Raw genomic sequence first — 24132 nt, forward strand, 5'->3', positions numbered from 1 at the left:
CTGCGGGCGTCAAGCGGCGCATCCCTATTGCGGGGCAGGGAAGGAAGCACGTCTGAATCGTCATCCCGGCGTAGGCCGGGATCTCGACCTTGCCTTCTGATGCGCCGGCGAGATCCCGGCCTACGCCGGGATGACGAAGTTGTAGAGGCGGCGCTTCGATCCAGAATGATCAAGCCCCAAGGATCAGCCGATCATCGCGACGACGTCGACGGGGCGGCCGGCGCGGCGAAGTTCGACGGTGATGCGGCTGTCGTCCGATCCCGCGCGGCCGACCGGCGCGCCGGCATCGACCGTATCGCCGACCCCGACCGACAGCGCGATCATTCCGGTAAGCAGCGAGACCCAGCCGCCGCCATGGTCGATGATGACGATCTTGCCATAGCCGCGATAATCGCCGGCGAAGCCGACGCGGCCGGGTGCGGGAGCGACGACCTGTCCGCCGGGACGCGCGGCGATCGTGATCCCGCGCGATCGCACGCCGCTTTCATTGACCTCGCCAAGCCCGGCGACGATGCGCCCGACGACGGGCAGGCGATAGGCGCCGCGGGTCAGCTCGGCCTCTGCGGTGGCGGGCGGCGCGACGCTTCCGGTTACGCTCGCTTCGGGGTTGCGGGGGCGCGGGATCGGCCCGGCGAGCTCAGCGAGTTGGGCGCGTACCGCGCCGTCGGCTTCGAGCGAATCCATCAGTTCGACGATGTCGCGCGCCTTCTCGCCGAGCCCCAGCGCGCGGTCGGCCTCGAGCTGCGCGCTACTCATCAGCTCGCGCGAGCGCAGCCGGCCTTCGTTTTCGAGCCGGGTGAGCGCGTCGCGGCGACGCGCGAGCTGCGCCTTGCTCGTCGACAGCGCCTTCAGTGCGATCGCCTGCTGCCGCCGCGTCGTGTCCAGCGCGGTCAGCTCGCGGCGGACGCCCGCGGTGCGCCGTTCGATCACCGGCATCGCGGCGTCGATCACCGCGCGCGCGTGGACCATGTCGGACAGCGAGCCCGGCTGCGCGAGCACGCTGACCGGCGGCTGGCGGCTCAGCTGCTGGAGCGACGCGGCGAGTTCGAGCAAGGGTTGCTGTTGCTCGGCGAGCCGCGCGCGCTGCGCCGACAGCCGGCGGGTGACCAGCGCGACACGCGCCTCGCCGGCGCTGATATCGGCTTCGGCCGACTGGATGCGCGCGGCGAGCGCGGCGCTGCGTTTCTTGAGGCGGTCGGCCTCGCTGCTTGCCGCCGCCGCCTGTTTTTCGAGCAGTGCGCTCCGCGCCATCGCCGCCGCCGACTGCTGCTTCGCGTCGATCAGCTGTTCGCGTTCGTGCGCGGCGATCGCCGTTGGATCGAAAATATCGCCCTGCGCCAGCGCGAGTGCGCCGCCCGCGAAGACGGCGACCGCCGCAAGCCCCGCGAGCGCGCGTCTCATTGCCGGCCTTCGCGATGATAGGGGTGGCCCGCGACGATGCTCGTCGCGCGCCACAATTGCTCGGCGAGCATCGCGCGCGCCATCAAATGCGGCCAGGTCGCGCGGCCGAAGGCGATGACCTTGTCGGCACCCTCGCGCTCTTGCGCGGTGAAGCCGTCGGCGGCGCCGAGGCAGAAACGCGCTTCGCGCACCCCGCCGTCGCGCCACTTTTCGAGGAGCCTTGCGAATTCGAGCGACGACATCTGCTCGCCGCCCTCGTCGAGCAGGATGGTGCGGCTGTTGTCGGCCGCGGCGGGCATCCGCCCGCCGGTGTCGGGAAGTTCCGAAATCTTCTGCGCCCAGGTCACGCGCTTCATATAGCGGTCGACCAGCTCGGCCTCGGGCCCGCGCCCGATGCGCCCGCGCGCGATGATGTGCAGCAACATGGAATATTCGTTCCTGGCGGAAGCGGTACCAGCCCGCTCCCCCACCCGGCCTCCCAAACCAGTTTACCCTGTGGGTGGCCGGGTGGGGGAGCGGGCTGGTACCGCTTGGGTTCGGACGTTAGTCCGAACAGAATAGCGCCGTCAATTCGCTGCCGCGACCGGCGGCGCGTCGCCGAACGACCACATGCGCTCGAGGTTGTAGAAGCTGCGCACCTCGGGGCGGAACAGGTGGACGATGACGTCGCCCGCGTCGATCAGCACCCAATCGGCGTTGGGCAGGCCTTCGACGCGAACGCTGCGGCCCGCTTCCTGCTTGATCCGCTGCGCCAGCTTCTCGGCGATCGCCGAGACATGGCGCGTCGAACGGCCGCTCGCGATCACCATATGGTCGGCGATGCTGCTCTTGCCGGCAAGCGGGATGGAGATGGTTTCCTGGGCCTGATCCTCGTCCAGCTGGTGGAGGATCAGCGCGTGGAGCGAGTCCACGCTGTCGTCCGAAGACGTCGGGGCGGGTGCGGCGCCGGGCGCGTCACCCTTGTCGGCGGAGATCAAATGCGTCCTTTCTCGGTCGGTTCCACCAGCCACGAACGCGTCACGGGGTCGCGCAGCGCGCGGCCTTCATAGCGTTCGAACCAGCGGGGGTTGGCCTGCCGTATCGCAGTCGCGGATCGCACATCGGGCGAAAATCGCAAGAACACGAGGGCGGGCGGTCTCCAGTCTGTCCAATGGCTTTTCTGGTCTGCGGGCCGGACAAAGCGCCGCAGCCATCCCATCGCACGTCTTGCATGGGCGCGGTCGTTATAGCCCGGACGCGCAACAACCGCAATCGGCATCAATCGCGCGATCTCCCGCCAGTCGCGCCATTGGGGCAGCTGGACCAGATTGTCGGCGCCCATGATCCAGATGAACCGGCGGTTCGGGTAACGCCGGACGAGCCTTTTGAGCGTATCGACCGTATAGCGCGTGCCGAGTTCGGCCTCGATCGCGGTCGCGCGGATCGGTGCGCGCCGCGCCATGCGCTGCGCCGAACCGAGCCGCGCGGGGAGCGGGGCCATGCCCGCCTTGGGCTTCAAAGGATTGCCGGGCGACACCAGCCACCACAGCTCATCGAGCCCCAGCGCGTCGATGGCATTCAGGCTGATCGCGCGATGCCCGCCGTGCGCGGGGTTGAAGCTGCCGCCGAGGAGGCCGGTGGGGCTCACAGGAAGGTTTGCCAGTCGCTGCGAAGGTGGGCGACACGCAGGATCAGAACCCGCTTCGCATCGACTTGATAGAGCAAGGCATAGGGCAGTTTCCCCAAGCGCCACTTGCGGCCGCCTTGCGCGCCGAGCGGTGCTCCGGCCCGCGGTGAGGTCGCGAGGAAAATGGTTGCTTTGGCGGCTTCTTCGAGCAGGGCCTGGGCCGTCTCGAAATCCGCATCGACTTTTCGATCGACAGTGTTGTTCAGATCTTCGCGTGCAAGACGCGACCAGCGAACCGGCGTCACGCCGCTTCTTTATTTCGCTTGGCTTGTATCTCTTTTCGTTTGGCGGCAATCCAGTCCAGCATCTCGTCCGAAGAAATCAGAGGTTCCTCCCGCGCCGACCGTTCGCCTTCCTCAATGAAGGCGAGCATTTCGCTCTCACGTTCGGCATATTCCCGAACCGCTTGAGCGACCAGCCATGAGCGCGAACGGTCATAATATTCGGCCAGCCGGTCGAGCGTTTCGCGCGTGGCAGCGTCGAGGCGCGCCGTAACGGGTGATGTAGACTCCATAGACCGCTTATATCATTTGTATACAAATGATTCAAGGTCGCGTCTGCCCGCTCCCCCACACCAGCCATTTATAGGTGGTGAGCCCTTCCAATGCGACGGGCCCGCGCGCGTGCAGCCGTCCCGTCGCGATGCCGATCTCGGCGCCCAATCCGAATTCGCCGCCGTCGGCGAATTGCGTCGAGGCGTTGTGCATCACGATCGCGCTGTCGACGCCGGTCAGGAAGCGCTCGGCGACCCCCGCATCCTCGGTGACGATTGCATCGGTGTGCCTGCTCGAATGCGTGTCGATATGCGCGAGCGCGCCCGCGATGCCGCCGACCATCGCGACCGAGACGATCGAGTCGAGATATTCGGTGTCCCAGTCGGTTGCCGAGGCAGGGTCCACATGCGGGCTCAGCGCCGCGACGCCCTTGTCGCCGCGCACTTCGCAGCCCGCGGCGATCAGCGCGTCGATGATCGCGAGCGGGGCGGAATAGGCGCGGTCGATCAGGATCGTCTCGGTCGCGCCGCAGACGCCGGTGCGGCGCATCTTGGCGTTCACCGCCAGCGCCACCGCCTTTTCGGGATCGGCGGCGCCGTCGATATAAAGGTGATTGATGCCATCAAGGTGCGCGAGCACGGGCACGCGCGCCTCGTCCTGCACGCGAGCGACAAGGCCCTTGCCGCCTCTGGGTACGATGATGTCGATCAGCCCCTGCGCGCGCAGCATCGCGCCGACCGCGGCGCGGTCCTGCGTCGGGACGAGTTGCACCGCATCGGCGGAGAGCCCGGCCTCGACCAGCCCCACCGCGAAGGCCGCGTGGATCGCGCGGTTCGAATGCACCGCCTCGCTGCCGCCGCGCAGGATCACGGCATTGCCCGACATCAGCCCGAGCGCCGCGGCGTCGGCGGTCACATTGGGCCGGCTTTCATAGATGATGCCGATGACGCCCAAGGGTACGCGCACGCGGCTCAGCACCAGCCCGTTGGGGCGGGTGACGCGGTCGATCTCGCCGCCCACCGGATCGGGAAGCCCTGCGACCGCGTCGATCGCATCGGCGATCGCGCCGAGCCGCGCCTCGTCGAGCCGCAGCCGGTCGAGCATCGCGCCCGACAGACCGTTTTTCTGTCCTGCCGCCATGTCCTCTTCGTTCGCCGCGAGGATGTCGGCGGCGCGGGAACGGATTGCCGCCGCCGCCGCGCGCAGCGCCGCCGCCTTGTCGGCGGTCGGCGTCAACGCCAGCCGTTTCGCCGCGGCGCGCGCGCGCGCGCCCATGTCGGCGATCAGGGCGGTGGCATCGCCGGGGAGCGGCGGGACGGTGAGGGCTTCGGCGTTCATGGCGCGGCCACTACCATGTTTTTCGTAACTCTCGAAAGCCCCGTTGCGCGGCGCCGCGCGCATCTTTAGGCAGGGCGCCATGACAGGGGATATCGAGGGTATCGGCAGCGCGGTGACGGCGGGCCTCGCGGCGCGCGCGGTCGAATCGCGCCACGGCGAGGGCAAAGCGCACGGCCATGCGCCGCTGCGCTGCCTCAATTGCGGCACCAGCCTGACGGGTTCGCATTGCCACCATTGCGGACAGCGCGCCGATGTCCACCGCAGCTTCGGCGCGATCGGGCACGACCTCGTCCACGCGATCTTCCATTTCGAGGGCAAGATCTGGAACACGCTGCCGCTTTTGACCTGGCGGCCGGGCGACCTGACGCGGCGCTATATTCACGGCGAGCGTGCGCGCTTCATTTCGCCGCTCGCGCTGTTCCTGTTCGCGGTCTTCCTGACCTATGCGGTGCTCGCGATGGTCGGCAGCGGCGGCGGCTTCGGCGAGGTGATAGCGAAGGAGGCTGCCGAGCAAACGCGCACCGCGGCGATCAAGGACAGCATGCAGGTCGAGGTCGACCGGATCGACGCCGAACTCGCAAAGGCCGATCTGCCCGCCGCCCGGCGCAGCGAACTCGAAACCGAACGCGACATCCTCCAGAAAAGCGCCGGCTATCTCGGCGTCGCGCGCACCCGCAGCAAGAAGGAACGTGCCGCCGACCGCGCTGCCGGTCCGCCCGTTCTCGAAAATCCGGTCGAGCAGGTGGTGACGAGCGCTGACTTCATCTCGCGCAACAAGGTCGATACGGGGGTGCTCTTCATCGACCATGGGCTCGAAAAGGCCTTCGCGAACCCCGCGCTGGTGCTCTACAAACTCCAGGCGAACGCCTATAAATTCGCTTGGGCGCTGATCCCGCTGTCGCTGCCCTTCATGTGGCTGCTGTTTCCGTTCAGCCGCCGATTCCACACTTATGACCATTTCGTCTTCGTCACTTACTCGATTTCGTTCATGCTGCTGCTGTTCGTGGTCGTGCGGCTTTTGAACCTGACCATCTTCGGCGATCTCGCGATCTTTTTCGCGATGCTCTATGTGCCATTCCACATGTATCGCCAGCTGCGCGGCGCCTATCGCTCGTCGCGGTTCGGCGCATTTGTGCGCGCGAATCTGTTGCTCTTTTTCAGCCTGTTCGCAGTGATCTGGTTCATGCTGCTGCTGCTCGCGCTCGGGATCAGCGGATAGAGGTGAAGCTGTAACAAAGACCGGCCACAAACCCGGCGATGCGGGAGGATATGCAGTGCATCCATTGTGGCACGAGATCGATCGCCGTCTGCTCATCAAACTCGGCACCGCGGGGCTTGCCGCGCTTTCCTTGCCCGGCGCCGCGGCCGCCGCGATGGCGCAGGGCTTCACCCACGGCGTCGCGAGCGGCGAGCCGGGCGCCAATTCGGTGCTGCTGTGGACGCGCTATGCCGCGGCGAATGACGCGCTCCTGACCGTCGAGCTATCCGAAAGCGCCGACTTCGCGCGCATCGCGGCGGGCGGCAGCGTCACCGCGAAGGGCGAGCGCGATCATACCGCTAAAATCGCCATCGACGGGCTCGAACCCGGCCGCTGGTATTTCTACCGCTTCGTCGCGCCCGACGGGGCTAAGTCGGTCACCGGCCGCACGCGCACGCTTCCCGCCGGACCGACGAGCGCCTTCACCATCGCGCTCTTCTCCTGCTCGAACCTGCCCTTCGGCTGGTTCAACGCCTATGCCCACGCCGCGGCGCGCAGCGACATCGACCTCGTGGCGCACGTCGGCGACTATCTCTACGAATATCGGGTCGGCGAATATCCCTCGCTGAAGGATGCGCTGCCCGGCCGCGACATCCAGCCGACGCACGAGATGGTCAGCCTCGCCGACTATCGGCTCCGCTACGCCGCCTATCGCGCCGACCCCGATCTCCAGCGCCTCCATGCGCTGTTCCCGATGATCGCGCAGTGGGACGATCATGAGTTCGCGAACGATGTGTGGAAGGGCGGCGCCGAAAATCACAGTGAAGGCGAGGGTGACTGGCGCGTCCGCGAAGCCGCCGCCGAACGCGCCTATCGCGAATGGATGCCCGTCGCCGAAACGCGGTGGCGCCATTATCAGGCCGGCGATCTCGCGACGATCTTCCTGCCCGAAACGCGCATCACCGCCCGCGACCGCCCCTTTCAGCTGGGCGAGATACTGGAAGGCAAGGCCGATCCCGCGGCGGCGCTGAAGCAATTCGCCGAAAGCGATTACCGCGACCCGGCGCGCCAATTGATGGGCGCCGATCAGGAACGATGGCTGTTCGACGGATTGGCGCAATCGGTGAAGGGCGGCACGCGCTGGCAGATTTGCGCGCAGCAGATCGTGATGGGCAGCCTGTTCACCCCGCCCGAATCGCGGGGCTGGTTCGGTGCCGACCAGCCCGATACCGTCCGGCGCCGCGTCGAGACGGCGCAGGTCGCGGCGCGCGCCGGCCTGCCGCTCAACATGGATAGCTGGGACGGCTATCCCGCGGCGCGCGCGCCTGCTCGCGGCATCGCAGCGCGCCGACGCCGATCTGGTCACCTTGTCGGGCGACAGCCACAACGCGTGGGCGTTCGACCTGACGCACGACCACCGCCCCGCCGGTATCGAGATCGCGGGCCACAGCGTCACCTCGCCGGGGTTCGAGGCCTATACGCCCGGCATATCGGACGCCACGCGCGTGGCGGCGCTGCGCGCCGTATCGCCGCAGCTCAAATGGGCGAACACCGCGGATCGCGGCTATGTGACGGTGCAGATGACCCGCGACCGGGTGACCGCGAACTGGCACAGCGTCGAAACGATCCGCAGCCATAGGCCGGGGCTCAAGGGCACGCACAGCATGACGGCGACGCGCGGGCGCAGGAAATACGACGCTTGACACATTCATAACTCGATGGTTATGAGAAATCCATAGCCACGGAGTTATGGATTAAATGACGTCGTCCCCCGACCTGCTGTTCAGAGCGCTCGCCGACCCGACGCGCCGCGCGCTGTTCGAGCGGCTTTGTCTCGAAGGCGAGCAGACGGTCGGCGCGCTCACCGCCGAAGCCGGAATTTCGCAGCCCGCGGTGTCTAAACACCTCGGCGTGCTCAAACAGGCGGGGCTCGTGCACGATCGGCACGAAGGCCGCCAGACGCATTACAGCGCGCAGCAACGCGCGCTCGCGCCGCTGGTCGACTGGACCGGGCGCATGACCCGCTTCTGGGAAGCGCGGTTCGACGATCTCGAAGATTTGCTGAAAAGGATGGATCAATGACCGATAGCGACGTGCGGTGCGTGACCGTGGAGCGCGAGATTTCGCACCCGCCCGAAAAAATCTGGCGCGCGCTGACGACGCGGCATCTGATCGAGGAATGGCTGATGAAGAACGACTTCGGCCTCGACCTCGGTCATCGTTTCCAGCTGCGCGGCGACTGGGGGCATGTAGATTGCGAGATCCTTGATGTCGATCCGGGGCGGAGCCTTTCCTACACTTGGAATCACGCGCACGACGACCCGGCCTACCGGCTCGACAGCAAAGTCACCTTCACGCTCGAACCCACCGCCGCCGGCACCTTGCTGCGCATGGAACAGGTCGGCTTCCGTCCCGACCAGAAGCAGGCCTTCGGCGGGGCCAAGGGCGGCTGGAAGATCCACCTCGAAAATCTCGAGAAGGTCGTAGCGACGCTCGACTGAGCCGTCGTGACATTCTTCTTGCGTCATCCCGGCCTTCGCCGGGATGACGGATTGAAACCAAGGGGAGAGAGTAATGAACTGGAGCCCGTGGATCCGGCAGTTTCACCGCTGGGTATCGATTCTTTTCACCGCGATCGTCATTGCCATCTTCGTAATGCTTGGCGCGGGACAGCAGCCGGCCGAGTGGGTCTATTATCTGCCGCTGCCGCCGCTTTTCCTGCTGATGGTCTCGGGCCTCTACATGTTCTTCCGGCCATATTTCAGGAAACGCGGCGGCGCGACCATCACCTGAAGCGTCATCCCGGCGAAGGCCGGGATGACGCAGGGGGATAGGTCAGCTGTACGGCGGCGCGTCCTCGAACTCGTCGAAGCTGGGATAGTCGTCCGCGACGCTCGCGGTGAAATTGGGCGCGCGCTTTTCGAGGAAGCTCGTCACGCCCTCGGCGGCGTCGGGGCTGCGGCCGCGCGAAAAGATCACGCGGCTGTCCCAGCGGTGCGCGCTCATCGGGTGCGGCGCACCCAGCATCCGCCATAGCATGTGGCGCGTCAGCGCGACCGACACCGGGGCGCTGTCGGCGGTCATCTCGCGCGCCTTGGCGATCGCGGCGTCGATGAGGTCGCCGGGCGCGTGGACCGACTGGACGAGGCCTTTTTCCTTCGCTTCGGCGGCCGAAATCAGGCGCCCCGAATAGCAAAGGTCGACCGCGTTCGCGATCCCGACGAGGCGCGGCAGGAACCAGCTCGACGCCGCCTCGGGCACGATTCCGCGCCGTGCGAAGACAAAGCCGTAGCGCGCGGTGTCGCTCGCGAGTCGCGCATCCATCGGCAGCGTCATCGTCGCGCCGATGCCGACCGCGGCGCCGTTGATCGCGCCGAGCACGGGCTTTTTCGCCTCGAAGATACGCATCGACACGCGCCCGCCGCCATCGCGGATCAGCGGGTGCGACCAGTTTATCGTGCCGTCCTCGGCGACGGGGCTCGCGGACATGCCCTCGGGCAGCATCGCCAGCTTGTCGCTGCGCTTGTCATAATCGAAGGTCGCGGCGCCGCCGCCGAGGTCGGCGCCCGCGCAATAGGCCTTGTCGCCATGCCCGGTGAAGATCACCGCGCGCACGCCGTCGTCGGCGTCGCACTCGTCGAGCGCGGCGATGATCTCCAGCATCATCTCGCCGGTAAAGGCGTTCATCCGGTCGGGCCGGTACAGCGTCAGCAGCGCGATGCCTTCGTGGCGGTCGAGGCGAATCTGGTCGAAGCTCATCCATCTCTCTCCTTGGCTTTATGGTCATGGTTGCAAGCGCGGAGGGTGATGGCAAGCACTTTACGTAAACGTAAATCAATCGTCGCCCCCGCGAAGGCGGGGGCCGCTGGCAACCTTGCGCGAGGCCGATTGCGGCCCCCGCCTTCGCGGGGGCGACGTGAATGATGACGCGCCCTCGCTTTGTCGCTATAGGCGCCCCAACCGCCCCGGCGTCGCGCTCGCATTTGAGTCGCTTTGCCGGGGCCATTCATTTGGTTCCGACAGAAAGTTGACCGCCATGGCCCGTCGCCGCCAGATATACGAAGGCAAAGCCAAGATCCTCTACGAAGGCCCCGAACCGGGCACTTTGATCCAGTATTTCAAGGACGACGCGACCGCGTTCAACGCGCAAAAGCGCGGCACGATCAACGGCAAGGGCGTGCTCAACAACCGGATTTCGGAGCATGTCTTCACGCTGCTCGGTAACATCGGCGTGCCGACGCACTTCATCCGCCGCCTCAACATGCGCGAACAGCTGATCCGTCAGGTCGAGATCGTGCCGATCGAGGTGATCGTGCGCAACGTCGCCGCGGGCACGCTGTCGAAGCGGCTCGGGATCGAGGAGGGGACGCAGCTTCCCCGCACCCTGATCGAATATTGCTACAAGGACGACGCGCTCGGCGATCCGCTCGTCGCCGAGGAGCATATCGCCTGCTTCAACTGGTGCAGCCAGGACGAGCTTCACGACATTCAGGACATGGCGATCCGCATCAACGACTTCATGAGCGGCATGTTCGCCGCGGTCGGCATACGCCTCGTCGACTTCAAGCTCGAGTTCGGGCGTCTTTACGAAGGCGATTTCAGCCGCATCATCCTCGCCGACGAGATCAGCCCCGATGGTTGTCGTCTGTGGGACATGACGACGAACGAAAAGCTCGACAAGGACCGCTTCCGCCGCGACCTCGGCGGCGAGGTCGAGGCCTATCAGGAAGTCGCGCGCCGGCTGGGCCTGATGCCCGAGGGCGGCGAAAATGCTGTGCTCGACCTCGAGAGCCACCGCAAGAAAAAGGGCAGCTGACCAGATCGTGGCCCCCGCGAAGGCGGGGGCCGCTATTGGTGTAGCGCAAGGTTGCCAGCGGCCCCCGCCTTCGCGGGGGCGACGGGTTCGATCAGATATTGATGCTCGTCGGGATCAGGCTCGGCTGCAGATAGGGATAGGGCTGCATCCGCTGCGCATTGCGCGCCACGATTTCCGCCTCGACACCCTGCAGCGCCGCCTGGAACCAGGCGAGGGGACCTTCGGCGCCCGTCACCCGCGGGTCCTGAAACCATAGCGGATAGGGAAAGGCGTTGCTGCGATAATCGCCGAGCGGGCGGTAATGCACCGAGCCCAGCAGCTCGAGCACATTCAATTGCTCGAGCGCGAGCGCCATCGGCGGCATCATTGCGAGCCAGCCCGCCTTGTCATGCCCGCGCTGGCCGTTCGGCGCCGCCTGCCAGCCCGCGCCGGTCACCGCGGGCGCAAAAGCCATAATGTCCTTCTGTGGGAAATTGACCGCGGCATGCTGCGCGCTCGCGGTGAACATCACCATCGCGCACACTTTGGCCAGCTGCGCACGCGTCGCGATCGCGCCGAAACCCTTGATCTTCGCCTCGCCCGCAAGGCACGCCGCCCATGCGGCAAGCTCGGTGTCGGCGACGACGTCGGCGTCATGCGCATAATAAAGATCGACATATTGGCGCGCCCATTCGTGGATCGCATCCCACACGAGCAGCGCATCGTCGCGATAGGGATAGTCTGCGAGCGCCGAATCGACACCGACGCCGCGCGCGGCGAAATCGGCGTGCGGCATCTTGCCATAGAAATCGAACGCGAGCCGCGCGTCGACCGCGGCGAGCTGGCTCGATACGATCGTGCCCGCGAAAATATGGTCGATCGGGCCGTTCGCGGCGATCAGCGAGGTCGCCGCCGCTTCGTTGATGAAGAGCGTGCCCTCAAAATGCGGGACGAGCAGCGCCCAGACCGGGTGCACTTCGGCCAGATGGCGATGCGTCGCGACCGCGAACGCCTCGATCACCAGATGCGTGCGCGCGAGATGGGTGAACAGCTCGTGATAATTGCCATCGGCGACCTCGACGACGAACTTCGCCATTTCCCAGCCCCAAAGCTTGTCGGCGGCGGGCGAGGGGGTGAAGATCGGCCATTCGGCAGGATCCTGCCCGCACTGGATCGCGACGGGCACCAGCGACGATCCGCCCGGCGGCACCGCGAACAGCGCCATCGGCTGCCAGGCATATTTGGCGAGGGTGCCGTAAGTTCCGGGGTCGAGCACCTCGAGCGGCTTGTAGTCGAGCAGGAACAGCCGCCCGTCGGCGAGCGCGGCCGCCAGCGTGTCGCCGTTCACCACCGCGGCATATCGGGCGGCGCTCAGCGGGAAGTTGGCGGGCAGGGCGCCCTCGACCGCGGCGATCAGCATGCAGTTCGGCCCCTGCACGCGCAGCCGCGCGAACTTGGCATCGCCCTCGAACATATAGGAGATTCCCGGAACCGGCAGCGTCGCGAACAGCGCGCGATACGCCTCGACGCTCCGCACCGTCTTGCTGCCGAGGCCGAGCGCTTCGTCGACCTTCATCAATTCCTCGAGCCGCTCCTTATAGCCCTTGAGCAACGCCACATGCGCATCGCGCTCGGCTACGGCGACGGCATTTTCGACGTCGCCGATCATCCGTTCGAAGATTTTGCCGCCGCTGTGCACGCCATGCTCGGCCGCGATCTTGGCGGTCGAGGCTTCGATCGCGTTGCATTCGGCGAGCGCGGCCTCGTAATCGGCGCGCGGGCTATCGAGCTCGCCCTTATCGACCCCGCCAAGCTTCACCGCCAGCGCGTTGCGCACGATGTCCAGCCCGACGCCGATCAGGATCACGAGCCACGCGATCGTCGGCTCGTCATTCTTCGGCACGTCGGTCGCGAGCGGCACGCCGGGCAGCGTCGGGATGTCGGTGGTCCATGTATAGACGGCCTGCGTCGCGACGAGCTGCGCCGCGCGCGCCGCCTGTTCTGCGGGCGTGTCGTCCTGCGGCAGCGTGGGCGCCGCGGACGGCATCGCCGCCGCCGGCGCGGCGGTGGAGGGGGCAAGCGGCGGCATCGGATAAGACATGGCGTGGCTCCTGTCGGGCGCGAAACTTGTAGGGCATTATTGGACCGCGCATATCGGCGAACATGGTTAATATTTCGCAAGCCATCCGACCCCGATAGGTCCTTAGAGCCGTGATAAGACGGACTTTCATTCCTTAACCCCTGCTTTACCCGGCCTTGCTATCCCGCCCCCATGACGGGGGTCTATCTCACGCTGCAGGCGCGCTTCTTTCCGCCGATTCCGGATGCGATTCGGGACGATGTCGCGGTGCTGCGCGCCAATCGCGTCGAGACGCTGACGCCGATGCTGTTCCTGATGCTCGCGGCGACGACGCCGACCGCCATCTACGCCGGGGTCGATACCGTGCATCCGGTGATCCGCATCGGTTTTCCGGTCACCCTCGCCATTGTCGGCGTGCTCGGCTTCCTGTTCCTGCGCCACAACCGCGGACGCCGGATGAGCCCGCGCCGGGCGCGACGCGTCATCCGCGAAGCGAGCTGGGTGTCGGGCATCACCGGCGCGATGTGCAGCCTGTGGACGGTGACCAACTGGCTCGCCGCGCCGCCCGAGGCGCACAGCTATTATGCGATGATCATGGCGATGGGGTCGCTCGCGACCGCTTACTGCCTGTCGTCGATCCGCTTCGCGACCTTCCTCAACCTCGGCGTCGGGCTCGCGCCGGTGTCGGCGCTGATGCTGACCTCGGGCAATCCGCCCGAAATCGCGGCGGGCACCAGCCTCGTCATCGCGACGCTGTTCCTGCTGCGCATGGTCGTCCAGCAGCACGGGCAGGTGATCGACCTGCTCGAACTGCAGCGCCAGATGCGCGAGCTCGCCCACACCGACCCGCTCACCGGCCTCGCCAACCGCCGCGAATTCGACCTCAGGCTCGACGAGGAGATCGCCAGGGCCGACGGCGCCGGCCGGTTCGCGATCGCGCTGCTCGACCTCAACGGGTTCAAGCCGATCAACGACCGGCACGGCCACGCGATCGGCGACGGCGTGCTTTGCGAGCTCGCCGACCGCCTGCGCCGCGCCTGCGGAAACCACGCGATCGTCGCGCGTCAGGGCGGCGACGAATTCGCCATCCTCGTGCCTGCGGGCTCGCCGCTGCTGGGCACCGCGCTCGCCGACCATATCCTCGCCGCCTTGGCGGCGCCCTACCGCATCGACGGGCGTTCGATCGGTGTCGGGGCGGGCATCGGCACCGCCTATTGGCCCGAACATGGCGACAGCGCCCGCCAATTGCTCGAAGTCGCCGACCGCGCGCTCTATGCCGCCAAGGCCGCCAGTCGCCCCCCGACGTCGTCTGTCGAAAGCGTCGGCCGGGTCGCATGACGACGGCTTGACCGCCCGCCGGGCGGCCTCCACATCGAGGGTCATGACCAAAAACCTCGTTCGGCGCGCCGCAACCGCGCTGTCGCCCCTCGTCCTCCTCATCGCCAGCACCGCGCCCGCTTACGCCAGGGAAACGCCCGCGAAAGCGGCGGCGCCCGCGGCGGTCGATCCGCAGGACGCGGCGGCAAAGGCATGGAATTTCGCCGCCAGCGACATTCCGGTCGACCCGAACATCGTTTTCGGCGTGCTCCCCAACGGGATGAAATATGCGCTGCTCAAAAACAGCACGCCCAAGGACAGCGTCGTGCTCCGCATGCGCTTCGACGTCGGAAGCTTCGCCGAAGCCGACGATCAGCGCGGGCTCGCCCATTTCCTCGAACATATGGCGTTCAACGGATCGACCAACGTGCCCGAGGGCGAGATGATCAAGCTGCTCGAACGCAAGGGGCTGGCGTTCGGGGCCGACACCAACGCTTCGACCGGCTTCGACGAAACGGTCTACAAGCTCGACCTGCCCAACGCCTCGGACGATCTGATCGACACGGGGCTGATGCTGATGCGCGAGACCGCGAGCGAGCTGACGATCGATCCCGCCGCGGTCGACCGCGAGCGCGGCATCATCCTCTCCGAACGCCGCGCGCGCGACACCTATCAGCTGCGCAGCCTGATCGACCAGCTCGACTTCCAGATGCAGGGAATGACGGTCGCGAGCCGCATCCCCGTCGGCACCGAACAGGTGATCCGCACCGCGCCCGCGGCGCGCATCCGCGATCTTTACGACCGCTATTACCGGCCCGAGCGCGCGACGCTCGTGATGGTCGGCGATTTCGATCCCGCGGCGGTCGAGGCGAAGATCAAGGCGCGCTTTGCCGACTGGCAGGGGCGCGGCCCCGCGGGCGCCGATCCCGATATCGGCGATGTCGATTACAGCCGCGCCGCCGCCGCCGACGATTTCGTCGACCCTGCGATCCAGGATTCGGTGACGATCGCGCGCTTCAAGCGGTGGACCCTCGAACCCGACACCAAGGCGAAACGCGCGCGCAAACTCGCCGAGGATGTCGGCGAGGCGATCGTCAGCCGCCGGCTCGCGAAGATCGCGCTGAAGGAAGATTCGCCGATCCTCACCGGCTATTTCAGCGACGCCGAGGGCTGGAAGATTTTCGATCAGGTCACCGTCGGCGCGGTCGCCAAGGAAGGCGCGTGGAAAGAGGCGCTCGCGCTCGTCGAGCAGGAACAGCGCCGCGCCGTCGAGCATGGCTTCACCCAGGCCGAGGTCGACGAGCAGTTCGCGATCCGCCGCACCGCATTCCGCAATGCCGTCGCGGGCGTGACGACGCGGCGCAGCGAGACGCTCGCCGACGCGCTGGTCGCGGCGGCCGAGGGCGATTTCGTCTTCACGCGCCCCGAAACTTCGCAGGCGCTGTTCGAAGCGGCGGCGGCGCCGCTCGATGCCGCCGCGGTCACCGCCGCCTTTCGGGCGCGCATGGAGGGGCTCAGCCCGCCGCTCGCGCGCGTGACGACGAAGGTCCCGGTCGAGGGCGGCACCGCCGCGATCCTCGCCGGCCTGCAGGCTTCGGCCGAGGTCGCGGTCGCGCCGCCGTCCGAGGCCGCGAATGCCGCCTTCGCCTATGACGATTTCGGCACGCCCGGAAAAATCGTCAGCGACGAACGCGTCGAGGATCTCAATATCCGTCGCATCCGCTTTGCCAACAATGTGATGCTCAACATCAAGACGACCGATTTCCAGAAGGACAAGGTCATGCTGTCGCTGCGCGTCGACGGCGGCAACCTGCTCGCGACGAAGGGCGATCCGACGAAGGTGTCGCTCGCGGGGTCGCTGATGCTCGGCGGGCTCGAGGCGCACAGCTATGACGAGCTGCGCTCGATCCTCGCGGGCAAGACGATCAGCCCGGTCTTCGGCAACGCCACCGATAGCTTCGGTGGCAGCGCGGTGACCTCGCCCGAGGATTTCGCGCTGCAGGCGAAGCTGATGGCCGCCTATATCACGCACCCCGGCTATCGCGCCGACGGGCTCGCGCTGATCCGCCGCGTGCTGCCGCAGCAATATGCCGCGAACGATGCGACCCCGGCGGCGGTGATCGGCCGCGACGCGGGCGGCATCCTCGCCAATGACGACCCGCGATCGCAGACCCCGCCGCTCGCCAAGGTGATGGCGCTCGACTGGGCGCAGCTCAAACCCGTGGTCGCCGACAGCTTCGCGCATGGCGCGATCGAAATCGGCGTCGTCGGCGACATCGGCGAACAGGCGGCGATCGACGCGATCGCGGCGACCTTCGGCGCCTTGCCCGAACGGCGCGCCGCCTTCGACCCCCGAACCGAGGCGCGCGTGCGCCAATATGCGACCGACCGCAGCGAACGCACGCTGATCCACAAGGGGCCGGCCGAACAGGCCGAACTGCGCGTCTATTGGCCCGCGCGCGACGACAGCGACCTTGCCGAGGCGATGCGACTCAACCTGCTCGCGCGCGTGATGCAGCTCAAGCTCACCGAGGAACTGCGCGAGCGGCTCGGCGAAAGCTACAGCCCCGGCGCGGCGGCGAGCCTGTCGGACGAATTTCCGGGCTACGGCCACCTCTTCGCCGCGAGCAATGTCGATTATCAGGATCTCGTGACGACGCGCGCCGCGATCTTCGCGATCGCGAGGGAACTGCGCGATCAGCCCGTCGACGCCGACCTGCTCGACCGCGCGCGGCGGCCGCTGGTCGAGGCGATGGTCAAGGCGCGGCGCGAGAACAGCTATTGGCTGAACTATGTCGCCGAGGCCGCGACCCACGCCGACCGCCTCGACCGCAGCCGCAACGGGATCGGCGAGGTCGAGGCGGCGACGCCCGCCGAGCTTCAGGCGCTGGCGAAACGCTACCTCGTCGACGACAAGGCGCTGGTGATCAGGGCGGTGAGCGACAAGGCGGGAAGCTGAGCGGCCGGTTTCGGCCGATTATTGCCGTCTCTCCTCCCGCTTGCGGGAGGGGATGACTGAAACCCACCCCAAAGCCGCCGTTACAGCATATCGGCGCCAGCCAATCGGCACCGCCGATACTGCCCTGTCTCCCAAACCCGACTATCCCCTTGGAACGGACAACAAATACGGGCATCGTCGGCGAACGGGTCGAAACGCGCCGGCGCGCGATTCCGATGGTCAAGACAGGGGAGCAGCAAGATGACGACGCGTTCGCACCATAAGCATTTCATCGCCGGGGGCCTTGCTCTTGCCGGGGCGCTGGCGCTTGCCGGGTGCGCCGGGATGGGCGGGAAGGCGACGAGCACACTACCGCCCGCCGACGCCTATGCCCAGCTCACCGATTCGAGGGGTGCCGACCGCGGCCGCGCCGACATTTACCGCGACGGCAGCGGCCTGCGCGTCGAACTCGTCGCGCGCGGCTTCGGCCCCGGCACCTATGGCATGCACGTCCACGCGGTCGGCCAGTGCACGCCGCCCGACTTCGCGAGCGCGGGCCCGCACTGGAACCCGACCGGCGCGCAGCACGGCCGCGAAAACCCGATGGGCGCGCACCATGGCGACCTTCCCAATCTCGTCGTCGAACCCGACCAGATCGGCCGTGCGACCTTGCGTCTCGTCGGCTCGCGCTTCGAGGGCGACGGCGGGCTGCTCGACGCCGACGGCGCCGCCTTCGTCATCCACGCCGGGCCCGACGATTACAAGACCGACCCCAGCGGCAACAGCGGCGGCCGCGTCGCCTGCGGCGTGATCGTTCGCGGCGACAGCGAGTAACGCCGCCGCCCGCGCGCCGGCTTTAGGTTCCTGACCCTAGGCTGGCGCGCCCGCCGCGGCCGCGGCCGCGCGCTCGGCGATCGTCGCTTCGGCCTCCGGCACCGCGCGATAGGCATAGAGCAGTAGCGCGACCGCGATCGGCGCGACGCCGATCAGCGACAGGATGCCGGTGCGCAGGTCGCCGACGGGCTTGCCGTCGACGATCGTGCCCGCGAGGTCCGAAATCTGCCCGACCAGATAGGGACCGAACGACAGCCCGACCAGCGTGGTGCCGAGGAAGAAGGCGGCGGTCGCCGTGCCGCGCATCCGCGGCAATACCAGGTCCTGCGTCGTCGCCGCCGCCGCGCCCAGCGCCGCCGCGCCGAACATGCCGGCGAGGAAGTTCATGACATAGAAAAGCGTGCCGTTCGCGGTGGTATAGCCGATCCAGATCGGGGCGATCGGCGCGATCACGCCGAACAGGATCATCAGGATGCGCCCGGCGGGGTTGCGCGCGCGCAGCGCGTCGGCGATGCGGCCGCCGATGATCACCCCGACGAAGCCCGCGAGCGCGCCATTGGCGCCGAGGATGAAGGCGAGTTCCTGCTTGGGCAGCCCGAGGACGATTTCGGCATAGGGCGCCGACCAGAAGGCGAGCCCGTACGCGGCGAGCGCAACGAGGCCATAGCCCAGCGTCGTGCAGAGGAACGCCGGGGTCCCCCAGATCAGCCGGAAGGTCGCGGGGTCGTGCGCGCGCAGCGTGCAGGCCCAGGAAAAGACCGCATAATAGCCGAGCGCGACCGCCGACCATTGCGGGAAATTGCCGGTCAGCTCGATCATCCACCACGCGAAAGCGGCGATGGCGGCGGCGAAGCCGAGGTTGATCGCCAACGCTGCCGGACCGCGCTTCCACGCTCCCCAGAGCGTCAGCGGCGGCACGATCATCGCCAGATCCTTGCCGAACTCGCGGAAGGGCGCCGGCGAACTCGGGCTCGGGGTCCCGTCCATCGCGCCGCGCACGGGCTCGCGGAGGCTCGCGACCCACAGCGCGAGCAGCAGCCCGGGAATGCCGACCGCGAGAAAGGCCGCCTGCCAGCCGACGAGCCCCAGCGGACCGCCGGCGGGATAGGCGTTGTTCCACGCCTCGACGATCAGCGCGCCGATGAACAGCGACACGCCGCCGCCCAGATAAAGCCCCGACGAATAGATGGCGAGCGCGGTCGCCTTTTGCCGTTTCGGGAAATAGTCGGAGATCAGCGAATAGGCGGTCGGGCTCGCGGTCGCCTCGCCGACCCCGACGCCCATGCGCGCGAGCGTCAGCGTGAACTGGTTATAGGCGAGGCCCGAAAAGGCGGTCATCGCCGACCATAAGGTCAGCCCGATCGACAGCAGTTTCACGCGGTTCCAATTGTCGGCGAGGCGGCCGAGCGGAATGCCGAACAGCGCGTAGAAGACCGCGAAGGCCGCGCCGCCGAGGAAGCCCATGTCGCCGTCGGACAGGCCGAGGTCGGCCTTGATGTCGACCGCGAGGATGCTGATGATCTGCCGGTCGATGAAATTGAGGATATAGACGACGACGAGCACCGACAGGACGTACCAGCTGTAACCGGTGGCTTTCGGCTCTGTCGCCACCGGCGCACCGCGCGTGTCATCTTCGGCCATTGGCAACCCTCTCCCTCATTCCTTATCGTTGCGGCCCATGGCTAGCAGAGCCGGACGCGGGCGCAAGTTGAAAGTCGGTTCAACTTTATACGGAGGCAAATCGAATATGCGTGAAGATGGTGAAATTGCGAAACCCGCGATCCTCTTCCTCTGCCTCGGCAACATCTGCCGCTCGCCGCTCGCCGAAGGCGCGGCACGCGCCGCCTTCGCGCGCGCCGGCATCGACGCCAAGCTCGATTCGGCGGGCACCGGCGACTGGCACGTCGGCCACGCCCCCGACCGCCGCGCGCAGGCCGAGGCTCGCCGCCGCGGCATCGACATTTCGGCGCTGCGCGCGCGCCAATTGTCGCCCGACGATTTTTACGATTTCGACCTGATCCTCGCTGCCGACGAAACGAACCTGCGCGATGCGCGGGCGATCCGCCCCGCCGGTGCGACGGCGGACCTCATGCTGATGCTCGACCTCCTCCCCGGCCGCAAAGGGCAGGGCGTGACCGACCCCTATTATGGCAAGGACGACGGCTTCGCGTCGACGTGGGACGACGTCGAAGCGATCGCGTCGGCGCTTGTCGCCGAATTTTCGGCCAAGGGGTAACGCGCCACCGGATGGTAGCGCGAGCCGCCATGTCCCATCTCGCTTTCATAGAGCGTGACATGGCCGAATTCGAACGGCGGGCTCGCAAGGTCGCTGTTGAGCGCAAGAAAGGGTGCGACCGGTCCCGATCCGCGGTTCAGCCGCGCCAGTGTGATGTGCGGCAAGAAGGCGCGCGTTTCGGGTGCGACCCCGACGCGCGCGAGCAATTGGTCGACCTTGCGGTGCAGCGCGCCAAGCGGCTCGTGCGGCTCGACTCCCGCCCACAGCATATGCGGCCGCCCCTGCCGTTCGAACAGGTCGACGCCGGCGATCCGCGCCGTGACGGCGGGCGCGTAAATTGCGCCGAGCGCCGCCGCGATATCTTCTGCGCGGTGGCGATCGACCTCGCCGATGAAGCGCAGGGTCAGGTGAAGTTGCTCCTCGCTTTGCCAGCGCGCGCCCGAGACGCCGTGCATCGCGGAAATCAGCATTTCGCGGATGGCGCGCGGCGGGCGCAGCGCGACGAACAGGCGGTGCGTGGACATGCCGGTGAGCATAAGCGGCGATGTTCCGCGCCGCGACCCCTGTTTGCACACGGGACAATAATATTGCTGGAATATTGCTGATGTCCGGTTTCGCTTGAAACGCGCGGGCAAACCCCCGATATTGTCGATACGGCCGGTATGGGCTGGCCAGTTATGGAGATGAAAAATGGCGAATTGGAACGACCCCAATATGGCGGCTTCCGGTTTCGGCGCCGGCGCGAACGCAATGGACCAGGCCGTCGATGCCGGTCTGCGGTCGTACATGCTGTCGGTTTACAATTATATGGGCTCTGGCGTGCTGCTGACCGGCATCGTCGCAATGCTTGCGTTCAACAGCGGCTTTACCGCCTCGATGATCGGCAGCCCGCTGATGTGGGTGGTGATGCTCGCGCCGCTGGCCTTCGTGCTGGTGCTGAGCTTTGGCATCAACAAGCTCTCGACCGGCGCCGCACAGGCGCTGTTCTGGGTCTATGCCGCGGTGATGGGTCTGTCGATGTCGACGATCTTCCTCGCCTTTACCGCGACCTCGATCGCGACGACCTTCTTCGCGACCGCGGCGGCCTTCCTCGGTCTCAGCCTCTACGGCTATACGACCAAGAAGGATCTGTCGGGCTTCGGTACCTTCCTGATCATGGGCGTCGTCGGCATCCTCGTCGCGATGCTGATCAACATGTTCGTGCAGTCGAGCGCGCTCAGCCTCGCGATCAGCGTCATCGGCGTGCTGCTCTTCGCGGGCCTCACCGCCTATGACACGCAGAAGATCAAGAGCATGTATTTCTATGTCCGCGGGACCGACTTCGTCGGCAAGTCGGTGGTGATGGGCGCGCTGACGCTCTACCTCGACTTCGTCAACATGTTCACCTTCCTGCTCAACCTGCTCGGCAGCCGCGAATAAGCGGACCGGACACGGACGACATCAACGAGCCCGGCGGAGCGATCCGCCGGGCTCTTTCTTTTTGGGGGAGCGCGCGGGCGTGTTCGTTATGCCTGCGCCCCCGCCCGCGACAATCGTTCGACGAACGATGTGTATTATTCGAATAAAACCCCTTGCCAAGCACGCGCTACAAATGTAGCACGCTACAAATGTAGCGCATGAGGTGATTCGAATGCTGTCCAGTCTGCCCCCGCGGGAACGCGAAATCGTCGACATATTGTACGAGCGCGGCGCGTCGACGGTCACCGAGATCGGCGACGCGCTCGCCGACCCGCTGTCGGGTTCGGCGATCCGCGCGATGCTGAAGCGGCTCGAGACCAAAGGCTTCGTCGCACGCGAAGGGTCGGAGCGCGGCTTTGTCTACGCGCCGAGCGTGTCGGACAAGACCGCGCGCAAGTCGGCGCTGAGCCAGGTCGTGCGCGTCTTCTTCAACGGATCGGCGACGAGCGCCGCGGCAGCGCTGCTCGGGATGCAGGACGAGATGACGGGCGACGAACTCGACGAGCTCGAAAAGATGATCGCCAAGGCACGCGAAGGGAGAGGGTGATGCTGACCACCGCCATGTTGCTGGGCCTCGCCTGGAAATCCGCCGTCATTGCGGCACTGACGCTGGCGTTGCTCCGCCTCGCGCGGGCGCGTTCGGCGGGCGAGCGGTCGATGATCGCGCATGCAGGGCTTGCCGCGCTGCTCGCGCTGCCCGCCGCGATCCTGCTGTTGCCGCAATGGGCGCCGCTTCCCGCGAACTGGTTCGCGGCGCCAGCCTCGCTCGCCCTCGAAACACAGGCAACCGGGGGGTCGGCGGTCGATCCGGCCGTCGCCACGGCCCCGGTCCCTGTCGTGGTGGATGGGGCCGGATCGACGCCGATCGTTGTCGACTGGAGCGACCTTGCCCCCTTTCTCTATCTTGTCCCGCTCGTCCTGCTGTGCGGAGTGATGGCGCTGGCGGTCGTGCGGCTGTTCGCGATGCGCGGGCGCGCCGAAATATTGGTCGAACGTTCGTGGCTGTCGGCGCTCGCCGAGGCGCAGCGGCGCATGGGGTTCAAGCATGGCACCGCGCTTTTGGTGAGCAAGGAGCTGCGTTCGCCGATCAGCTGGGGCGTGCTGCGCCCGACGATCGTGCTGAGCCCGAAGGCCGTCGCGGCTTCGGGTGAGGCCGAGGCGATCATCGCGCATGAACTGGCGCATGTCGCGCGGCTCGACTGGGCGAAATTGCTCGGTGCGCGGGTCGCCTGCGCGGTCTTCTGGTTCAATCCTCTGGTGTGGGTGCTGGCGCGTGAGAGCCATCAATTGCGCGAGGAAGCGGCCGACGACGCGGTGCTGATGGCAGACATCGACGGCCCCGACTATGCGACGCTGCTGGTCGGCGCGGCGCGCCACGACAATCAGGGCGCGCTGCTCGCCGCGCACGGCGTCGCGCCGGGCAAGGACAGCCTGAAACGCCGCATCACCCGCGTGCTCGACGGCAGCCTGCGGCGCGGCCCGGCGAGCGCAAGCTGGATGCTGATGAGCCTCGTGCTGCTCGCCGGCGTCACCGCGCCGCTCGCCGCCTTTTCGGCGACGGCGAAGCCCGAGGCGGCGGCGGAAGTCCACACTGTCGCCGCCTCCACCACAACAAAGGCAAGCGTGACGTCGCGGGCGGCTGCGGTTGCAAGCAACGCTGCGGTCGATGGGGCCGCGACAGCCACGTCGAAGCCACTGACCGCCGAACAGCTCGTCGGGATGCGCGCGGTCGGCGTGACCCCCGAATATGTCGAGAAACTGCGCGAGAATGGCGGGTCGATGGATGCCGACGACATCATCTCGGCCAAGGCAAGCGGGATCGATCCCGCCTATATCCGGCAGATGCGCGCCATCATCCCCGGCGCCGGGTTTGACGATCTGGTGGGCGCACGCCACGTCGGCATCGATGCGGCCTTCGCCCGCGACATGCGCTCGCATTTCCCGGATGTGGGTATCGACGATCTGATTGCGCTGAAGGCAATGGGGGTCGACTGCGATTTCGTCACCGAGATGCAGCGGTCGGGTGTCAGGATGCGCGACGCCGACGATGCGATCGAATTGCGAGCGATCGGCGCGTTCCGGCCCGCGGCGAAATCGCGCCCCCCCGCGAAGTCGCGGCCGGTCACGAAGGCGGTGCGCGGCGGCGATGTCGCGATCCTCGACATGGAACGCGGCGTGATCGAGGCGCGCCGCGCCGATGGCCGCACCGCCCGGATTGAAATACCGGCGACCCCCGAGCCGCCGGCGCCGCCGAGGGCGCCCGACGACTGACGCCCGGACGTTCATCCGGACGCACCGACGATTGATCGAAACCTTGTTTGAAAAACGCCGCTGCGGCGGCGAGCGATGGCGCTCGCCTGGCGCACGGAGGGAGGAG

Annotated in this window: 23 protein-coding genes and 1 pseudogene; 13 read left to right on the forward strand and 11 right to left on the reverse strand. The window is 67.1% G+C overall.

Annotated elements, in window-relative coordinates; genetic code table 11:
• Nucleotides 1-183 precede the first annotated feature (183 nt).
• The 7 genes from OVY29_RS19940 to OVY29_RS19970 form a co-directional block, all read right to left on the reverse strand.
• Nucleotides 184-1401 carry a murein hydrolase activator EnvC family protein gene (locus OVY29_RS19940; RefSeq protein ID WP_313911971.1) on the reverse strand — a complete coding sequence of 406 codons (1218 nt, stop codon included), beginning with the start codon at nt 1399-1401 and terminating at the stop codon, nt 184-186.
• A complete protein-coding gene (locus OVY29_RS19945) occupies nt 1398-1826 on the reverse strand; it encodes a 23S rRNA (pseudouridine(1915)-N(3))-methyltransferase RlmH (RefSeq protein WP_037553657.1) in 429 nt (142 codons plus the stop codon). The genes OVY29_RS19940 and OVY29_RS19945 overlap by 4 nt, the downstream gene beginning before the upstream one ends.
• A 141-nt stretch (nt 1827-1967) precedes the next feature.
• The gene (gene rsfS / locus OVY29_RS19950; protein WP_136173357.1) at nt 1968-2378 is read right to left on the reverse strand and encodes a ribosome silencing factor; all 411 of its coding nucleotides are present in this window, start codon (nt 2376-2378) and stop codon (nt 1968-1970) included.
• A complete protein-coding gene (locus tag OVY29_RS19955) occupies nt 2375-3028 on the reverse strand; it encodes a nicotinate-nucleotide adenylyltransferase (RefSeq protein WP_313911972.1) in 654 nt (217 codons plus the stop codon). Before OVY29_RS19955 ends, rsfS begins: the two co-directional genes overlap by 4 nt.
• On the reverse strand, nt 3025-3312 hold the full coding sequence (locus OVY29_RS19960) for a type II toxin-antitoxin system RelE/ParE family toxin (protein ID WP_313911973.1): 288 nt from the start codon (nt 3310-3312) through the stop codon (nt 3025-3027). The genes OVY29_RS19955 and OVY29_RS19960 overlap by 4 nt, the downstream gene beginning before the upstream one ends.
• Nucleotides 3309-3581, reverse strand: a complete 273-nt coding sequence (locus tag OVY29_RS19965) for a CopG family ribbon-helix-helix protein (RefSeq protein WP_037553651.1) — start codon at nt 3579-3581, stop codon at nt 3309-3311. Before OVY29_RS19965 ends, OVY29_RS19960 begins: the two co-directional genes overlap by 4 nt.
• 31 nt (nt 3582-3612) lie before the next feature.
• Nucleotides 3613-4899: a glutamate-5-semialdehyde dehydrogenase gene (locus tag OVY29_RS19970; RefSeq protein WP_313911974.1), complete on the reverse strand. Its 1287-nt coding sequence runs from the start codon at nt 4897-4899 to the stop codon at nt 3613-3615.
• Between the two features lie 79 nt (nt 4900-4978).
• On the opposite strand from OVY29_RS19970, the gene OVY29_RS19975 reads away from it, so the two are divergent.
• From OVY29_RS19975 to OVY29_RS19995, 5 genes and pseudogenes are all read left to right on the forward strand, one after another.
• Nucleotides 4979-6118 carry a DUF3667 domain-containing protein gene (locus OVY29_RS19975; RefSeq protein WP_313911975.1) on the forward strand — a complete coding sequence of 380 codons (1140 nt, stop codon included), beginning with the start codon at nt 4979-4981 and terminating at the stop codon, nt 6116-6118.
• 154 nt (nt 6119-6272) lie between these two features.
• Nucleotides 6273-7800 (forward strand): annotated as a pseudogene (locus tag OVY29_RS19980) (alkaline phosphatase D family protein).
• A gap of 55 nt (nt 7801-7855) precedes the next feature.
• Nucleotides 7856-8179: an ArsR/SmtB family transcription factor gene (locus OVY29_RS19985; protein ID WP_037553646.1), complete on the forward strand. Its 324-nt coding sequence runs from the start codon at nt 7856-7858 to the stop codon at nt 8177-8179.
• Nucleotides 8176-8598, forward strand: a complete 423-nt coding sequence (locus OVY29_RS19990) for an SRPBCC domain-containing protein (protein WP_313911976.1) — start codon at nt 8176-8178, stop codon at nt 8596-8598. The genes OVY29_RS19985 and OVY29_RS19990 overlap by 4 nt, the downstream gene beginning before the upstream one ends.
• Nucleotides 8599-8671: 73 nt before the next feature.
• The gene (locus OVY29_RS19995) at nt 8672-8890 is read left to right on the forward strand and encodes a hypothetical protein (protein ID WP_313911977.1); all 219 of its coding nucleotides are present in this window, start codon (nt 8672-8674) and stop codon (nt 8888-8890) included.
• A gap of 42 nt (nt 8891-8932) precedes the next feature.
• Here the strand turns inward: OVY29_RS19995 and OVY29_RS20000 are convergent, their stop codons facing one another.
• The gene (locus OVY29_RS20000) at nt 8933-9856 is read right to left on the reverse strand and encodes a crotonase/enoyl-CoA hydratase family protein (RefSeq protein ID WP_313911978.1); all 924 of its coding nucleotides are present in this window, start codon (nt 9854-9856) and stop codon (nt 8933-8935) included.
• Nucleotides 9857-10133: 277 nt separating this feature from the next.
• Here OVY29_RS20000 and purC point away from each other — a divergent pair, with 277 nt between their 5' ends.
• The gene (gene purC, locus OVY29_RS20005; protein ID WP_037553641.1) at nt 10134-10913 is read left to right on the forward strand and encodes a phosphoribosylaminoimidazolesuccinocarboxamide synthase; all 780 of its coding nucleotides are present in this window, start codon (nt 10134-10136) and stop codon (nt 10911-10913) included.
• 91 nt (nt 10914-11004) lie between these two features.
• Here purC and OVY29_RS20010 read toward each other — a convergent pair whose 3' ends face one another.
• Nucleotides 11005-12993, reverse strand: coding sequence for a lipoxygenase family protein (locus tag OVY29_RS20010; RefSeq protein WP_313911979.1), 1989 nt, complete (start codon nt 12991-12993; stop codon nt 11005-11007).
• A 171-nt stretch (nt 12994-13164) separates the two neighbouring features.
• Here OVY29_RS20010 and OVY29_RS20015 point away from each other — a divergent pair, with 171 nt between their 5' ends.
• The 3 genes from OVY29_RS20015 to OVY29_RS20025 all read left to right on the forward strand — a co-directional run bounded on the left by OVY29_RS20015 (nt 13165) and on the right by OVY29_RS20025 (nt 18061).
• Complete coding sequence (locus OVY29_RS20015) at nt 13165-14310, forward strand: diguanylate cyclase domain-containing protein (protein ID WP_313911980.1); 1146 nt, start codon at nt 13165-13167, stop codon at nt 14308-14310.
• Nucleotides 14311-14353: 43 nt separating this feature from the next.
• Nucleotides 14354-17248 (forward strand): insulinase family protein, encoded by a 2895-nt coding sequence (locus OVY29_RS20020; protein WP_313911981.1) that lies wholly within the window; start codon nt 14354-14356, stop codon nt 17246-17248.
• 240 nt (nt 17249-17488) lie between these two features.
• Nucleotides 17489-18061 carry a superoxide dismutase family protein gene (locus OVY29_RS20025; RefSeq protein WP_052182005.1) on the forward strand — a complete coding sequence of 191 codons (573 nt, stop codon included), beginning with the start codon at nt 17489-17491 and terminating at the stop codon, nt 18059-18061.
• Between the two features lie 36 nt (nt 18062-18097).
• Here OVY29_RS20025 and OVY29_RS20030 read toward each other — a convergent pair whose 3' ends face one another.
• A complete protein-coding gene (locus OVY29_RS20030; RefSeq protein ID WP_313911982.1) occupies nt 18098-19702 on the reverse strand; it encodes an MFS transporter in 1605 nt (534 codons plus the stop codon).
• Between the two features lie 106 nt (nt 19703-19808).
• On the opposite strand from OVY29_RS20030, the gene OVY29_RS20035 reads away from it, so the two are divergent.
• Entirely contained in the window at nt 19809-20297 is a 489-nt protein-coding gene (locus OVY29_RS20035) for a low molecular weight phosphotyrosine protein phosphatase (RefSeq protein WP_313911983.1), read from the forward strand.
• Here OVY29_RS20035 and thpR read toward each other — a convergent pair.
• Nucleotides 20207-20821, reverse strand: a complete 615-nt coding sequence (gene thpR, locus OVY29_RS20040) for an RNA 2',3'-cyclic phosphodiesterase (protein WP_037553698.1) — start codon at nt 20819-20821, stop codon at nt 20207-20209. The genes OVY29_RS20035 and thpR overlap by 91 nt on opposite strands.
• 166 nt (nt 20822-20987) lie before the next feature.
• On the opposite strand from thpR, the gene OVY29_RS20045 reads away from it, so the two are divergent.
• The 3 genes from OVY29_RS20045 to OVY29_RS20055 all read left to right on the forward strand — a co-directional run bounded on the left by OVY29_RS20045 (nt 20988) and on the right by OVY29_RS20055 (nt 24026).
• Complete coding sequence (locus OVY29_RS20045) at nt 20988-21716, forward strand: Bax inhibitor-1/YccA family protein (protein WP_037553637.1); 729 nt, start codon at nt 20988-20990, stop codon at nt 21714-21716.
• Nucleotides 21717-21927: 211 nt separating this feature from the next.
• Nucleotides 21928-22302: a BlaI/MecI/CopY family transcriptional regulator gene (locus OVY29_RS20050; RefSeq protein WP_037553635.1), complete on the forward strand. Its 375-nt coding sequence runs from the start codon at nt 21928-21930 to the stop codon at nt 22300-22302.
• On the forward strand, nt 22302-24026 hold the full coding sequence (locus OVY29_RS20055) for a M56 family metallopeptidase (protein ID WP_313911984.1): 1725 nt from the start codon (nt 22302-22304) through the stop codon (nt 24024-24026). The genes OVY29_RS20050 and OVY29_RS20055 overlap by 1 nt, the downstream gene beginning before the upstream one ends.
• Nucleotides 24027-24132: the final 106 nt, after the last annotated feature.

Origin of the sequence: Sphingopyxis sp. SE2 (assembly GCF_032227185.1) — a bacterium.
In the GTDB taxonomy this organism is placed as follows: domain Bacteria; phylum Pseudomonadota; class Alphaproteobacteria; order Sphingomonadales; family Sphingomonadaceae; genus Sphingopyxis.

Coding starts and splice junctions, on each gene's coding strand:
- OVY29_RS19940 (WP_313911971.1), bottom strand. CDS start 1,401: ATGAGACGCGCGCTCGCGGGGCTTGCGGCGGTCGCCGTCTTCGCGGGC.
- OVY29_RS20020 (WP_313911981.1), top strand. CDS start 14,354: ATGACCAAAAACCTCGTTCGGCGCGCCGCAACCGCGCTGTCGCCCCTC.
- OVY29_RS20035 (WP_313911983.1), top strand. CDS start 19,809: ATGCGTGAAGATGGTGAAATTGCGAAACCCGCGATCCTCTTCCTCTGC.
- OVY29_RS20015 (WP_313911980.1), top strand. CDS start 13,165: ATGACGGGGGTCTATCTCACGCTGCAGGCGCGCTTCTTTCCGCCGATT.
- OVY29_RS19995 (WP_313911977.1), top strand. CDS start 8,672: ATGAACTGGAGCCCGTGGATCCGGCAGTTTCACCGCTGGGTATCGATT.
- OVY29_RS20025 (WP_052182005.1), top strand. CDS start 17,489: ATGACGACGCGTTCGCACCATAAGCATTTCATCGCCGGGGGCCTTGCT.
- OVY29_RS20045 (WP_037553637.1), top strand. CDS start 20,988: ATGGCGAATTGGAACGACCCCAATATGGCGGCTTCCGGTTTCGGCGCC.
- OVY29_RS19965 (WP_037553651.1), bottom strand. CDS start 3,581: ATGGAGTCTACATCACCCGTTACGGCGCGCCTCGACGCTGCCACGCGC.
- OVY29_RS20030 (WP_313911982.1), bottom strand. CDS start 19,702: ATGGCCGAAGATGACACGCGCGGTGCGCCGGTGGCGACAGAGCCGAAA.
- thpR (WP_037553698.1), bottom strand. CDS start 20,821: ATGTCCACGCACCGCCTGTTCGTCGCGCTGCGCCCGCCGCGCGCCATC.
- OVY29_RS20010 (WP_313911979.1), bottom strand. CDS start 12,993: ATGTCTTATCCGATGCCGCCGCTTGCCCCCTCCACCGCCGCGCCGGCG.
- OVY29_RS20055 (WP_313911984.1), top strand. CDS start 22,302: ATGCTGACCACCGCCATGTTGCTGGGCCTCGCCTGGAAATCCGCCGTC.
- OVY29_RS19990 (WP_313911976.1), top strand. CDS start 8,176: ATGACCGATAGCGACGTGCGGTGCGTGACCGTGGAGCGCGAGATTTCG.
- purC (WP_037553641.1), top strand. CDS start 10,134: ATGGCCCGTCGCCGCCAGATATACGAAGGCAAAGCCAAGATCCTCTAC.
- OVY29_RS19975 (WP_313911975.1), top strand. CDS start 4,979: ATGACAGGGGATATCGAGGGTATCGGCAGCGCGGTGACGGCGGGCCTC.
- OVY29_RS20050 (WP_037553635.1), top strand. CDS start 21,928: ATGCTGTCCAGTCTGCCCCCGCGGGAACGCGAAATCGTCGACATATTG.
- OVY29_RS19970 (WP_313911974.1), bottom strand. CDS start 4,899: ATGAACGCCGAAGCCCTCACCGTCCCGCCGCTCCCCGGCGATGCCACC.
- OVY29_RS20000 (WP_313911978.1), bottom strand. CDS start 9,856: ATGAGCTTCGACCAGATTCGCCTCGACCGCCACGAAGGCATCGCGCTG.
- OVY29_RS19985 (WP_037553646.1), top strand. CDS start 7,856: ATGACGTCGTCCCCCGACCTGCTGTTCAGAGCGCTCGCCGACCCGACG.
- OVY29_RS19945 (WP_037553657.1), bottom strand. CDS start 1,826: ATGTTGCTGCACATCATCGCGCGCGGGCGCATCGGGCGCGGGCCCGAG.